We start from the raw sequence: 13353 nt of genomic DNA on the forward strand, positions 1-13353 counted from the left end.
GCTAATTAATAAATAAAAAAGCATTCCGTAGGAGGAAATCAAGACTCCCATGGAATGCAGTATCGTGTTAGTGTATTTTTACCATCCTGTTATTTTGGCTTTTTGGTAAAAACAGGCATGTCACTTGCCTCTCCATAATCTTCAATCTGTTCAACATTTTTCAAGAATTTCATATCCTCATCTGAAATGGTAAAGTCCACTTCAGCATTATTTTTCATATGTTCCGGATTTGCTGTTTTAGGTAATGGAAGTAAGTCAAGCTGCAATGTATAGCGAATGCTTAATTGCGGAATGGAAACACCATATTTCTCCGCGATAGTTTTCACTTTTTGATTTTTAAACAATTCTCCATGAGCAATTGGTGAATATGCCTCAACGAGAACGCCCTGTTCTTGCGTATAGGCAATCAAATCAAATGGCGTATTGCTAATATGTGCTAAAATCTGATTAACCATTGGTTTGACTGTGCAATGATCAAAAATATTTTCCAAATCCTCTTTTTGAAAATTAGATACACCAATGGCACGAAGTTTTCCTGCTTGATAGGCTTCTTCAAGAGCTCGCCATGCTTCCCTGTTTCCTTCAAAGAAACGGTCCTCTTCCGCAAACTCCGTCCATGGTTGTGGACTGTGAATAATCATCAAATCAAGATATTCAAGCCCCATTGTCTCCAAGGATTGATCAATCGAGGAAACAGCTTCTTCATATGACTTCACTTCTGCAGCAAGTTTTGTCGTAATAAATAAATCTTCCCTGTTCACTCCACACTTTTTAATTCCTTGGCCAACCCCACTTTCATTCCCATATGCCTGTGCCGTATCAATGTGGCGATACCCAATTTTCACAGCCTCTACTACTGCTTGTGCGGCCTCTTCATTAGCTATAAACCATGTTCCCAGACCTAATTTAGGAATTTCAACTCCATTGGCTAACCGAAAACTTTCAGTTAAAATCATTTGAGCATCTCCTTTAATAAAATGAATAACCTCTTATTTTATGCAACTCCATTTTGGAATTCATTATAATACTTAGAGTCCACTCTAAGTCAACAGCTTTTGCTTACATTGAATTACCTATTTTTTCAATTTCTTGCCAGGAATCCAGTTTTCCCTATTCCAAGCATTTTTATCCCATTTATATAAACGCTATATTCATCAAGGATTTATCCCTGAGATTAATTTCTTATAATTATATTTAAATTTATGTATCTTCTAATACCTTTTAGCTATTTTATTTTTCCCGGCTATAGAATCGATGAAACCTCATATGGTTAATATAAGTGTTCTTCTCCTAGTAACTCTATCAAACATTTATCCCGCATTAACTGGCTGTAAGACCCCCACTTCAAGAATTCGTGGAAAAAACCTAGAATTGTAAGTGGGGGATCAACAGCCAGTAAAATCCCGATTTGTTCGGGCCGACAGGAAGTTGGTCACAAAGGCGTTGCGACGTACAGGACGTACTAGTGCGGGCGAAACGACAGGATGTCGTGCTTTGAGCCTGCCGACAGGACGTCGCGAATTTAGCCTTTGATCTTCTAAAATCAGTGGGGGATGAAGGAAAACCCCCACCGATTGAAGTTTCACTTTATAACTGGCAGACAAAAATACCAAGTCACATTTTTATAGTGGACTTGGTATTTTTAGAAATGAGACTCCACACCTTCCAGCAATCAACTTATAATCATCATAATAACCACAATAAACAGAAGAATTAAGTAGATTTTTGAGAAGAGTTTGTCAGATAATTTTTGAGCCCAAGACCTTCCAATCGGTACACCAATAAATCCCCCAGCCGTGAACCCAATAAGCGCAGGTAAGTATATAAACCCTATAGTGGACGAAGGCATCGCATCAATCTGCATCCCAGTTATTAAATAAGCAAAAGCTCCTACAATAGCAATTGGCAGACCTAATGGAGTAGCTAGAGCCACAGCATGTATCATGCGCATACCTCTATTTCTAAGGTAAGGGATTGTCATGGTACTTCCGCCAATACCTAATAAAGTTGAAAGAAATCCAATTCCGATCCCAATAAAAGATGCGGAACTTTGCTTAGGCAGACGAAATGCTTGTTCTTCGATTTCTCTTGTGAACGATTTTTTGATTATATTCGTAATCAAAATGTAAATTAATAGACCAATAAAGGCAAATCTAAGGAAATCGCTCTCTATGTAGACTGCAAGCACGCCGCCTACTAAAGAACCGATTGCAATATAGCCTACGAATATCTTAAAAACTGACCATGTCACATTGCCTTTTTTGGCATGATTATAGGTTGAATTAAATGAATTTATAATCATAACTGCTAATGATGTACCAATAGCCGTATGCATTAGATATTCGCTTGGAATAGAATCCGGTAAAAAAGCGTATAAGATCGGGACGACTACGATACCGCCCCCGAAACCAAACATACTTGATAGAACGCCAATGATAATACCGATTAATAAAAACATTAAAAAAGAAAATCCCACTCAAAACATCTCTCTTTACTAAAATTAATTAAGAATCATTTCCTAGATCTATTAAATCATATATTGAACAGTGTTGCCATAAAGCATAGTGTCGTTTGACTAGTTCAAACGATACTGATTGAGTTTGTACTAGAAATACAGAATCAAAAATTGTGGGGTACTAGCATACATAAAAACCCTTTGGGACAAAGTTGTTAGTCACTGGTCCAAAGGGGTTTTATGTATGCTGTTTTTACAAAAGAAAACCGAATTAATAGGGGATATACTCCTTAATCTCAATAAATAGGGAAACCCCAAAATTAAAAACTTTAGCTAACTTAAGGTTCCATAAGTAAGCTTCTTAATTTCTGTTTCACTTAGCCCTTTAATTGAAATGGTATCTCCCTTTTCTTTTTGATAGGAAATAAAACTTAATACCTTTTCACCGGAATTTACAAATACCTCAATAGAATGAAGATCGAGAAAAACTTCAATTTTCAGCTCATCATCCGAATTATGAAAACAATCAGGAATAGCAATCAGATTACCATCCTCATAATCTGATTCAAGTGAAATGGTATTTTGGCGAACGTCCACTGTTATCCGAGTTGATTTACCCCCTTCTTTATTTACTTCTATATTAAAACGCTCATTATTAATTGCAGAGAAATCCAGTTGTAAGTAGGCAACTTTCGAATTTCCTAACTCAACTTCTTCTTTCACACCCAATTTAACATCATCATAAATTGACATTTTATCAAAGGTTTTTGACATATCTTGGTAAGGCTGTTGAACTAAATTATTGTCTTTGAGTCTTAATTCCCTTGGAATTGACATCATTCCATTAAAACCATAGTCTTTCGGTTGCCGCTCTTGATTAAATTGTTGGAGCCACCCAATCATTAATCTTTCTCCATTCTTTCCTTCAGTCGATTGAGGTGCATAAAAGTTTCGCCCATAATCGAGCAGCCCCTCTGTTTCGGCAAAGAATTCTCCTTTCTCATAATCGATCTTTCCAACAGCATAAGCTGTTTTATTATATATTTCTCCAGCATATTCTGATCCGCACGGCATAATTGAGAAGGTCAGTACATCCTTTCCATCAATTTGGAATAAATCCGGACATTCCAACATAATATTCTCTTCATATTTAGTTTGATATAATGACGAATGGAATGTCCAATCAACCAAATTTGCGGACTTATACATAATAATTTCTCCACGTCTATCCTTATTCCTTACTGCAAGAACACAGTAATATACACCATCAATTTCAATTACGTTTGGATCTCTAAAATCACATATCATGTATCCCTCAGGTAATTCTTTCTCCGCTATTACAGGATTTTTTTGATGCTTAGTAAAATGAATACCATCCTCAGAATAAGCGATACATTGATACTGTTTTATTTGAGTCACATCCCCTTGATATCCTAAATTGGGATCAATATGTCCTGTGTACATCAAATATAAATTTCCATCCTTTTCAATAGCACTGCCTGAGAAGCAACCATTGGCATCATATATTTTATCGTTCGCTAATGCTATTGGCTGGTACTCCCAATTGATAAAATCATTTGTTGTTGCATGCCCCCAATGCATATTATTCCAAACTATATCATAGGGATTATGTTGATAGAACAAATGATATTTTCCATCGTAAAATGTAAAACCATTTGGATCATTCAACCAACCTATTTGAGCAGTGAAATGAAAAAATGGTCGATTGTTTACCGTTCCTTTATTTTTTTCTATATAATGGTTTGCTGCTTGTAACTTATTCAATGCACTTAACCTCCTCTATATACTTCAACTCGTGTATTACTTACTTGACGTCTTAAGCGTCTTACTAATAACGCTTTCAAAACAATAAAAAGGTCTCTCGTTCCATATTAAAATTATACCCGTTAATTTTTTGCATGTCTGCTTTAGTTTACTATTTTGGGTTGGTAATCTATTGACAACATCGAATCGTGGACTAAACAAACTTAGGGCCTCCGCTTTGTTTGCTGAAACCAAATTAAATTATATGAGACTATCCTCACCAAAGGAAAAGCGAACTGCTAGGGTGCATATCCCTACGGAATAATAGGCAAAAATTTGATAAACAATTACCTGTAATTATCTAAAAAAGACAGGCTGGGATCATAACTAATATGTTAAGCTCCAAAGGCAAACGATGTATTACCTTAGCGAAGGCAATATACGTAGACTCCTGCGGGAAGTGAGAGTTCGGCAAGACCCCGGAGGGCGAAGCCTGAGGAGACTTGCCACTCGCCCGCGGAAAGCGAAGTATATTTCCGCGGCGAGATATACACCATACTAGTTCGTTTTTTTCTTTGGTGAAGGCACTATTGTCCCAGCCTCCTTTTTCGCCTTCTTCTCTGCAAGAAGAACTTAATATAAAAGGCAGGCTTCCAGAAAAGAAGAGCAAGAAATAAGGCCTTTTTTGGCTTAATGGTCCATTATAGAATAAGCAGGGATTAAACAAGCGAAGGAGGCAATTATAGTGGCTCTAGGTAAGGGGATTTATATTGTAACAGGGATAATGGCTTCAGGAAAATCTACAATCGGCCAAATGTTGGCAGAACAATTTGAGAAGGGTGTTCATGTACATGGGGATATTTTTCGGAAGATGATAGCAACAGGAAGCATTGATATGACACCTGATTATTCAAAAAAAGCGGTAGAGCAATTGACGCTTCGCTACAATATGGCGGCAAAGGTAGCTGACATGTATTACACTGCTGGTTTTTCTGTTGTTGTGCAGGACACTTATTTGGGAAAAGAGGTACATTCCTTTCTTCAGGCATTTGAATCAAAGCCAGTTTATTTCATTACGTTAAATCCAAATGTTAAAGCAGTTGCGGAAAGAGAGAAAAAACGTAATAAAACAGGGTATACCACATGGGAGTTTGAACCCCTTTATGAAGTATTGATAAATGAAAATCCGAGGATAGGTCTTTGGATAGATTCATCAGATATGACTCCTGAAGAAACGCTCTCTGAGATTATTAAACGTGCAGAATCTGAGGCACGCATTTTAGAGTAGGAAATAGCATGATCTTTAGAGACCATATTTATTTCTGTCTTCAATTATAGGGACTTTAATAAGAGTTCAACCCTGAAATTCCTACTCACAAAGGAACTTCAGGGTCTATTAATAATGTCTCCGTTAACTATTAGAAAGTCCTAACCCCATAATACAAATTCAACTTACGAAACCTTCTAGAAATTTACTTGCTTCACTATTAAACTTCCACATTATACCAAATTTATCGATTAACATTCCAAAACTAGCTGACCATGGAGTAGAAGATAATGGCATGATCACAGTACCACCTTCTGAAAGCTTTTCAAAAATTGGTTTATTCATTTCTGGATCAGCATCAATAATACTAATTAGGAGAGCATTTCCCTTTACAACTTCACCTGTCACAGCTTGCATAGAGGGCGGAACATCGGAAAGCATTAAAATATTTCCTGAAAACTCGATACAAGATTCCATAATCATGTTTTGTTCTTCTTCCGTTAATGGAGCGTTTGGGTCTTGACCAAAAGCACCGAACCTCACCTTTTTTACACTTGTTGCTTGTAACGCCTTTTCATAAAAGGCTAACGCTTCTTCTGCTTTTCCAGCAAATTGTAGATAAGTTATTGCTTTCATCATTTATTTCCTCCTTTTCATATTTGCAGTATAATAGCACATAGGTGACAACTGTATGTCGTATATAGGAGGGGAATATGAAAAAAATTGAGCGACTTATCTCGATCGTGATGATCTTGTTACAAAAAGAAGTTGTTTCGGCATCAGAGTTTAGTCAACTTTTTCATGTAACAAGACGAACAATTCAGCGTGATATGGAAACACTAAGTTATGCAAACATCCCTATTTATGCGAAATATGGTGCTGAAGGCGGATATACACTAATGGAAGAGTATAAATTCGATAAACGATTATTAACTAACAAAGATATTGAAAATATCCTCGTAGCTTTAGGTGGTTTCGAGCAACTGATTACGAATCAAGAAATTCAAACGACTATTCAAAAAATCAAAGGAATGACCAGCACAGATATAGATCCAAAGATGGATTTAACTTTTTATGAATGGGCAGGAAGAAGTCAAATTAAAGAAGATATTTTATTTATCCAACAAGCAATTAAAAGTAATTGGTTATTAAAGTTTGAGTATGTAGACCAAAAAGGGGACATCACAAATAGAGTTGTAGAACCCTATATGCTGCGTTTAAGTGAAATGCATTGGTATCTTTATGGTTATAGTTTAGAACGGGAAGACTACCGAACCTTTAAATTGACGAGGATAACAAATATCGAAAAAGATGGTTTTTTTGTTCCAAGGCCTGAAAAGGTATTGGAGGAAGAAAGGCAACATAATAAACAGCCGAATATGGTTAGTGTACAGCTATTGATAGATGTTGCTGTAAGAGATCAATTTATCGAGAGATACGGAAAAACTGTCGTTACAAAAGTGACCCCAAGAAGCTATCTTGCGACTATTGAATTACCTGAAAATCAATTTGCCTACCAGTTTTTAGCAGGATTCGGCAATAAAGTTAAAATTATAGAGCCAACAGACTTTATTGCTAAATATGTAAATTTTTTGGAGGAGACAGTGAAAATTTACAAATAGAAGATCATAGTTGGTTTCTCTATTTAGTATGGATATACCCTGATTTCACCCCTCTTTCACTGTCTCCCCCATCAAAACTTTTTTATTATCCGATCTCCTATTTTCACTATGATGTCAGCGGAGTCCTTACAATAGTCTCGACAGATTCCATCATGAAAGCATTGTGCAAAAGAATCATCTACACATACTGACGGAATCGACACACATGGATCAAACGCTGGGTTCTTCAACACTTCATAGGGCCGCATCATATCATGGTCTTCATGTTCAAGCATATGGCAATGCCATGGGTAGATTCCGGTGTAAGGACCAAAGCGAGCAATAATCCGTGTGACCATTCCTGGATCAACACGTACCGTATCTTTCCAGCCACGTTCATTTGGCAAAGGTGGGATTCGTTCTCCTATTACCAGCGGTTCTTTTGGGTTTTCTGGATGAAGTGGATTTCCACTAAATGTCGCTTGGTCGAGGATTTGAAAATGGATGAGATGCAGATGAATCGGATGCGAATCATTGGTCGTGTTGTAAAACTCCCAAATTTCAATTTTACCGTTTGAAGGTGTCTCTGTGATCGGCTGCTCTCCCCACATCATTTTATTGAGCAATTGGATTGGACGTCCATATTCATCCGTATCCTCATCTAATGTGTTCACTTGAGTATAAGAAGATTCTATAGGATTTAATATTTCCATACAGCTTAATTTTGAGGGAATTATACTTGAATCATCAATTTTCTGATTCTCTCTAACTCGGAACTCGATAATTTGTGAGGTATCAGCTGTCGGTGCATCACCACTTTCTCCCGGAAAAGGCGCATTCGCACTATTGGTGAGAATAATATGGTCACCTTTATTTTTAGAAAAGTCAATTATAATATCGACACGCTCTGCAGGAGAAAGCAGAACCGTATTTACTTCGATTGGGGACTCTAGTAAGCCACCGTCTGTACCAATTTGAATAAACTTTTGCCCATTGCTTAACCCTAGGTTATAAAAACGAGCATTAGATCCATTTAGGATGCGAAAACGATATTTACGAGGATCTACTTCGAGATAAGGCCAAATCTTGCCATTAACTAAAATGGTATCACCAAAAAACTCTGGGACAATTGAGGGATTGGGCATAGGTGGTGAATTGGGTGCAGGTGTCGGTGGTTCATCTGGTTTAGCAGGATAATAAAGTTCACCATTAGGATAAAAAGACTTGTCTTGAATCAGCAAAGGGATTTCATACTCGCCGCTTGGCAGATTCAAGGCCTCTTCTTGCTGATCACGGAGGATATAAAAACCAGATAATCCGGCATAGACATTCAGACGTGTGATCCCCAGGGCATGATCATGATACCAAAGAGTTGCAGGACGCTGACAATTTGGATAATAGTAGATTTCTTTAACAAAATTCGGCCCTTTTTTTCCAAAGTCACGGGTAAACCATGCATCAGGTGAACCATCATTTTCAGGTCGATTACGTCCCCCGTGTAAATGAACAACCGTACGAACGGAAGGCTGGTCGGTTCCAGCACCCATTATACTTCGATCAACAGGTAAGAGATGCTCAAAGGGAAGCTTATTCTTCCATTTCACATAGATTGGCTGATTCCTGATTGCTTCGAATGTTGGACCAGGGTAGATACCGTTATATCCCCAAACAGTCGTCGGCGGCAAATCACGATGCAGTTTCTGCTGTATCTGTCGCATAGACACCTCATAATATGGAATCCCTTCATACGTTCCAATTGGTTTATGTATTGGAATAATCGGCAGTTTATCCACAAACTTTGTTAAAGCCATCTCCCCAGCTCCTTTCCGCATTCCCTATATAGAATGCGGAAAGACTGTACGATGTGTGGAAAATGAATATGAAAATTATTTTGCATAAATCAACTACATGTTTGTTACGCTTGATGGGACATTTAGATATTGTCTTGCTCAGAAAATAACCGCAGTTTCCAAATTAGAGCTATTAAAACTTTATACCTCTTCAATAAAATGTTCAGGGTATTTTTCCCAATATGCTCTATAAACCCGATCATGAACACCATCTAGATTTAATTGATACATTCTGAAGGTAACAAGAATATCCTTTGGCTGCCACTGTTCCTTATACGAATATTTATATTCCATCCCTAGCTTTTGCATAACTTTCCCACTAGCTACATTATGGACATCATGGGTAGCCGTAATATACTTCCATTCTTTTGATTTTAAGAACTCAATTATTTTTTCAGAAGCCTCTGTCACAATCCCTCTACTCCAAAAAGCTTTTTCAAGCCCGTAGCCAAAATCATGATTGGAGTCACTGCTGACTGTAACATAGCCGATGGGGATATTGTTTTCCTTTAAACAAATAGCAAAATGATAACCAGATTCATTTTGATATTTGGGAAGAAGTTGCTTATTATAAAATTCTTCAGCATCCTTAATCGATTTAAAGGGATACCAAGGCAAATATTTATTCACCTCTTCATCAGACATAATTGAATAAAGTGCTTGGTAATCTTGCCTATTTTCTTCAAATTCACGTAAAATAAGTCGATTCGTTTCTAACATAATTGATACCTCTTTTATGTTCTATTTTGTGAAAAATCGTCAACCAATCGCAGCATCCCTTTTCCAACAGATATAACATCTTCCTGATTAAAAATAATACAAGCCGTTCCTCCGACATACTTCTCACATTCAAACTCACCAAGAACAGTCACATACCCTTTTTCAAAAAAATAAATAAGTTCACCGTCATGTTCCTCAACAGCACTTAATTCGTTATGCAAATATGCCTTAATTGGTTTATCGTATAGCCTCATATCGCTCACATCCTTTTAAACACTTAAATAGACCGAAAAAGCAGCGGTTATATGGAGGGTAGCTGCTTTTTCATTATGATATTTACTGTATATTCTATGAAGATTGTTTATTCTTCTCGATAAATTCCTCATGAGTAAAACCCCATGCACACATATCTCGTAAAATATGTTCCAATGATTTTCCATGGGTTGATAAAGAATATTCTACCTTTGGTGGAATTTCCTGATAAACAACTCGAGTGACTAGTCCGTCTTTTTCCAGTTCCCTAAGTTGTTGTGTTAGTACCCCCTGCGTTATTTCAGGCATTAAACTTCTTAATTCCCCAAAGCGTTTTGTACCTTTTTCTAAAAGGATAAATAATACATGCGGCTTCCATTTACCACCAATTGCTCGAAGTGCGGAAACAATTCCGAATTTTGATAGATCTTCCAAAACAATCTTCCTCCTTTAAAGTACGAGCTAATGGTCACTATTTCATACTAAGTATGTTAATCATACCATGGAAAGGATAAAAAGTAATAAAAAATAAGAAGCTGTACACCAGGTGGGGGTTCATTTGTATCTTTTACCATACTAAGTATGAAAAATATGTCTACTTTTCAAGTGGAATCCTGGCCTCCATAATGAAAGGTATCGACATAATCAGAGGAGGATAAATCAATGACTTCAACGTTAAAAAATAAAGTCGCTCTTGTTACTGGTGGAAGTCGAGGGATTGGAGCGGCAATTGTAAAAAAGTTGGCTGTGGAAGGGGTAAATGTGGCCTTTACTTATGTGCATGCACAAGAAAAAGCGCAGGAGGTATTAGCGGAAATTCGTGCACTAGGTCGACAAGGAATCGCTATACAAGCTGATAGTGGGAATCCAAAAGGAATCAAAGAGGCAGTCGAACAAACTGTAACAGAATTAAATCAGCTTGATATTCTAGTCAATAATGCAGGTGTGTTTCCGGCTGGCTCACCAGAGGATGTTACCCTGGAAGAGTTGAATCGCACACTGGAAGTAAATGTACGAGGCGTGTTTTTGGCTTCACAAGCAGCACTAAAACACTTAAAAGCAGGAGGACGAATTATTTCGATTGGTTCTTGCTTTGCCCATCACGTACCTAAACCGGGTCTTAGTCTTTATTCTATGAGTAAATCAGCGTTGATTGGTTTTACGAAAGGACTTGCGCGTGATGTGGGTTCCCGTGATATAACCGTCAATGTTGTCGATCCAGGCTCCACCAATACAGATATGAACCCAGCCGACAGTCCCAATGCAGAGGATAAGATAAAGTTACTTGCACTAGATTATTACGGGGAAGGGACAGATATTGCAGAAATGGTCGCTTTTTTAGCCAGTGAAAGAGGACGATTTATTACAGGAGCAAATATAGCAGTGGATGGCGGATTTGGCGCATAAAATGTTAAGTGTATTTCATGCGTGACTAGCAAAGAGGCCAAAGACAAGCAACGTATTACCTTAGCGGAGGAAATCCTGCGAATTCAGGTTTTCCATTGGTGAAAAAACTTGCCGATTTTCTCGGTTTGAAGATGAAGTTTATTACATTATATATTTTTGTACTATTCAGTAAATAACGAACATAAATTTGGAGTTGATACAATTGCCTTTTGTAGTTTTCATCCTAGGTTTTCTTATTTTTTCACAAACGACATCCGAATTTATGGTAGCTGGAATAATGCCTTCTTTATCAGAGGAATTTGGCGTATCTATTGCTGCAATTGGTTACCTTATTTCAGCTTATGCAATAGGGATGATTGTAGGTGGACCAATCCTAACCATTGCTTTACTAAAAGTTCCATTAAAGAAAGGATTAATGGCTTTAACGCTCGTATTTCTCATTGGACAGACAATTGCTGCCATCTCCCCTAATTATGAAGTGATGGTGGTAGCACGCGTTATACAAGGAATTGCTTCTTCCGCAACGTTTGGAACAGCCATGTCACTCGCCTATCAACTCGTCCCTGCTCATTTACGCGCACGAGCAGCCTCTGTTGTATTAGGCGGTTTAATGATCGCTACTGCTGCTGGAGTCCCATTTGCTATGGCATTTAATTTGTATCTAGGCTGGCGTGCTAGCTTTTGGGCTGTAGTTGCCTTGGTATTTGTAGCAGCAGTATTTGTACAATTCTTTCTTCCCACTCTTGAATCACAGGAAAAAGAAAGTATTAGTGTCAAGAAAGAGCTTAGTTCCTTTAAAAACTATCATTTATGGGCTGCCTATACGACGAATGTCTTTATTATAGGTGCTACCTTTGCCGCATTTAGCTATTTTACGCCAATCTTGACCGACGTCACAGGATTTAGTCCAGGGGTCGTTCCCTTTATTTTGGGAATCTATGGTGTAGCAACCGTTATTGGTAATATTACTGTTGGCAGATTTGCAGACTTGTATATGATGCCTACCATGACAGTTGGATTATTCATTCTGACAGCTGCTTTAATTCTATTTGGACTCTTTGCAGAAATTCCAGTCATCGCTGTTGTCGCTGTTATGATTATCGGTTTAGTTGGCGTGTCCTTGAATCCGGCTATGGCAAAGCGGGTTATCACTGTTTCTAATACCGGAACATTAGTAGCCACGGTGAATAATTCCATGATTAATCTTGGTCTGATGATTGGTTCCTCTGTCGGTGGGGTGACAATTGATGCAGGGTTCGGACTCACTTCCCCTTTGTGGGTCGGTGTTATACTAGCAATGATCGGTCTCGTTACCTTGCTTCCGGCTATTCGGGGTAATATACAGCAGAAGGCATAGTAGCGAAGAAAAATATACGTAGACTCCTGCGGGAAGTAAGAGCTAGGCAAGACCCCACCTGAGGGGGCTTGCCACTCACCCGCGAAAAGCAAAGTATGTTTCCGGAGCGGATATATGCACCCTAGCAGTTATGTCCCAGCCTCTTCCCTATCCACTGTCGGTTATTCTTTATCTTCATCCGGGACCGTATCTGCCAACTTGCGAAAGGCCTCGTTTAAGGTAACCATTCTTTTTTCTACTTTTTTAATCGCTGCATCCAATGTAAAACCTTCGTCAATCATTTCCTGAATGAGAAGCATTTTTTTCACGTTTAAATAATTATATCTGCGTGTCGAACCTTCCGTAGCAGATTCAGATTGAATGGCTCCCTTTTCCTCCCAATAACGAATTTTGCGTGTTGGAATCCCCGTAATTTCGGATACTTCCCCAATTCCTACTACTAACTTTTTCAATAAATCAAAATCCAATAGAGCACTTAACTTTTGCGCATCTTCATTCAATTCCATTCTCCTCGCTCCATCTTAGATATTGTTTCAACTCATGCAATCAACGCATATCATTATCTTGGAACCTAATAACTAAACTTAGCCTTATTCAGTGGGATCAAGGCAGCCTCAAGTTTGATTATATCCACATCTTCTATTGTAACCATTTTACAATAGAAGTAGTTAACCTACAAA

The 13353-nt window shown here is 37.9% G+C and carries 13 protein-coding genes; 4 read left to right on the plus strand and 9 right to left on the minus strand.

Annotated elements, in window-relative coordinates; genetic code table 11:
* Positions 1-89: 89 nt before the first annotated feature.
* From KI375_RS23210 to KI375_RS23220, 3 genes are all read right to left on the minus strand, one after another.
* Entirely contained in the window at positions 90-956 is an 867-nt protein-coding gene (locus KI375_RS23210) for an aldo/keto reductase (protein WP_244853001.1), read from the minus strand.
* A gap of 716 nt (positions 957-1672) precedes the next feature.
* On the minus strand, positions 1673-2476 hold the full coding sequence (locus KI375_RS23215) for a sulfite exporter TauE/SafE family protein (RefSeq protein ID WP_212975774.1): 804 nt from the start codon (positions 2474-2476) through the stop codon (positions 1673-1675).
* 312 nt (positions 2477-2788) lie between these two features.
* Positions 2789-4240 carry a glycoside hydrolase family 32 protein gene (locus KI375_RS23220; protein WP_212975775.1) on the minus strand — a complete coding sequence of 484 codons (1452 nt, stop codon included), beginning with the start codon at positions 4238-4240 and terminating at the stop codon, positions 2789-2791.
* 724 nt (positions 4241-4964) lie between these two features.
* On the opposite strand from KI375_RS23220, the gene KI375_RS23225 reads away from it, so the two are divergent.
* The gene (locus KI375_RS23225; RefSeq protein ID WP_244853004.1) at positions 4965-5507 is read left to right on the plus strand and encodes an AAA family ATPase; all 543 of its coding nucleotides are present in this window, start codon (positions 4965-4967) and stop codon (positions 5505-5507) included.
* A 159-nt stretch (positions 5508-5666) separates the two neighbouring features.
* On the opposite strand, the gene KI375_RS23230 is transcribed toward KI375_RS23225, so the two are convergent.
* The gene (locus KI375_RS23230) at positions 5667-6122 is read right to left on the minus strand and encodes a VOC family protein (RefSeq protein ID WP_212975837.1); all 456 of its coding nucleotides are present in this window, start codon (positions 6120-6122) and stop codon (positions 5667-5669) included.
* A gap of 77 nt (positions 6123-6199) precedes the next feature.
* On the opposite strand from KI375_RS23230, the gene KI375_RS23235 reads away from it, so the two are divergent.
* Positions 6200-7108 (plus strand): helix-turn-helix transcriptional regulator, encoded by a 909-nt coding sequence (locus tag KI375_RS23235; RefSeq protein WP_212975776.1) that lies wholly within the window; start codon positions 6200-6202, stop codon positions 7106-7108.
* Positions 7109-7179: 71 nt separating this feature from the next.
* Here KI375_RS23235 and KI375_RS23240 read toward each other — a convergent pair whose 3' ends face one another.
* The 4 genes from KI375_RS23240 to KI375_RS23255 all read right to left on the minus strand — a co-directional run bounded on the left by KI375_RS23240 (position 7180) and on the right by KI375_RS23255 (position 10344).
* A complete protein-coding gene (locus KI375_RS23240) occupies positions 7180-8898 on the minus strand; it encodes a multicopper oxidase family protein (RefSeq protein WP_212975777.1) in 1719 nt (572 codons plus the stop codon).
* Between the two features lie 180 nt (positions 8899-9078).
* On the minus strand, positions 9079-9657 hold the full coding sequence (locus KI375_RS23245) for a GNAT family N-acetyltransferase (protein ID WP_212975778.1): 579 nt from the start codon (positions 9655-9657) through the stop codon (positions 9079-9081).
* A 14-nt stretch (positions 9658-9671) separates the two neighbouring features.
* Positions 9672-9911 carry a hypothetical protein gene (locus tag KI375_RS23250; protein WP_212975779.1) on the minus strand — a complete coding sequence of 80 codons (240 nt, stop codon included), beginning with the start codon at positions 9909-9911 and terminating at the stop codon, positions 9672-9674.
* 94 nt (positions 9912-10005) lie between these two features.
* Complete coding sequence (locus tag KI375_RS23255; RefSeq protein ID WP_207453084.1) at positions 10006-10344, minus strand: winged helix-turn-helix transcriptional regulator; 339 nt, start codon at positions 10342-10344, stop codon at positions 10006-10008.
* 228 nt (positions 10345-10572) lie between these two features.
* Between KI375_RS23255 and KI375_RS23260 the strand changes: the two genes are divergently transcribed.
* Together KI375_RS23260 and KI375_RS23265 are read left to right on the plus strand one after the other, a co-directional pair.
* On the plus strand, positions 10573-11316 hold the full coding sequence (locus KI375_RS23260; protein ID WP_212975780.1) for an SDR family NAD(P)-dependent oxidoreductase: 744 nt from the start codon (positions 10573-10575) through the stop codon (positions 11314-11316).
* Positions 11317-11518: 202 nt separating this feature from the next.
* The gene (locus KI375_RS23265; protein WP_207453086.1) at positions 11519-12673 is read left to right on the plus strand and encodes an MFS transporter; all 1155 of its coding nucleotides are present in this window, start codon (positions 11519-11521) and stop codon (positions 12671-12673) included.
* A 161-nt stretch (positions 12674-12834) separates the two neighbouring features.
* On the opposite strand, the gene KI375_RS23270 is transcribed toward KI375_RS23265, so the two are convergent.
* A complete protein-coding gene (locus KI375_RS23270) occupies positions 12835-13179 on the minus strand; it encodes a MerR family transcriptional regulator (protein WP_242698492.1) in 345 nt (114 codons plus the stop codon).
* Between the last annotated feature and the right edge of the window lie 174 nt (positions 13180-13353).

It is taken from the genome of Bacillus sp. J14TS2, from assembly GCF_018333015.1.
In the GTDB taxonomy this organism is placed as follows: Bacteria; Bacillota; Bacilli; order Bacillales; family Bacillaceae_C; genus Lederbergia.

What these genes read in the sequence shown, in the direction of transcription:
- KI375_RS23270 (WP_242698492.1), bottom strand. Translation starts at nt 13,179, where the DNA reads ATGGAATTGAATGAAGATGCGCAAAAGTTAAGTGCTCTATTGGATTTT.
- KI375_RS23210 (WP_244853001.1), bottom strand. Translation starts at nt 956, where the DNA reads ATGATTTTAACTGAAAGTTTTCGGTTAGCCAATGGAGTTGAAATTCCT.
- KI375_RS23250 (WP_212975779.1), bottom strand. Translation starts at nt 9,911, where the DNA reads ATGAGGCTATACGATAAACCAATTAAGGCATATTTGCATAACGAATTA.
- KI375_RS23245 (WP_212975778.1), bottom strand. Translation starts at nt 9,657, where the DNA reads ATGTTAGAAACGAATCGACTTATTTTACGTGAATTTGAAGAAAATAGG.
- KI375_RS23230 (WP_212975837.1), bottom strand. Translation starts at nt 6,122, where the DNA reads ATGAAAGCAATAACTTATCTACAATTTGCTGGAAAAGCAGAAGAAGCG.
- KI375_RS23240 (WP_212975777.1), bottom strand. Translation starts at nt 8,898, where the DNA reads ATGGCTTTAACAAAGTTTGTGGATAAACTGCCGATTATTCCAATACAT.
- KI375_RS23235 (WP_212975776.1), top strand. Translation starts at nt 6,200, where the DNA reads ATGAAAAAAATTGAGCGACTTATCTCGATCGTGATGATCTTGTTACAA.
- KI375_RS23260 (WP_212975780.1), top strand. Translation starts at nt 10,573, where the DNA reads ATGACTTCAACGTTAAAAAATAAAGTCGCTCTTGTTACTGGTGGAAGT.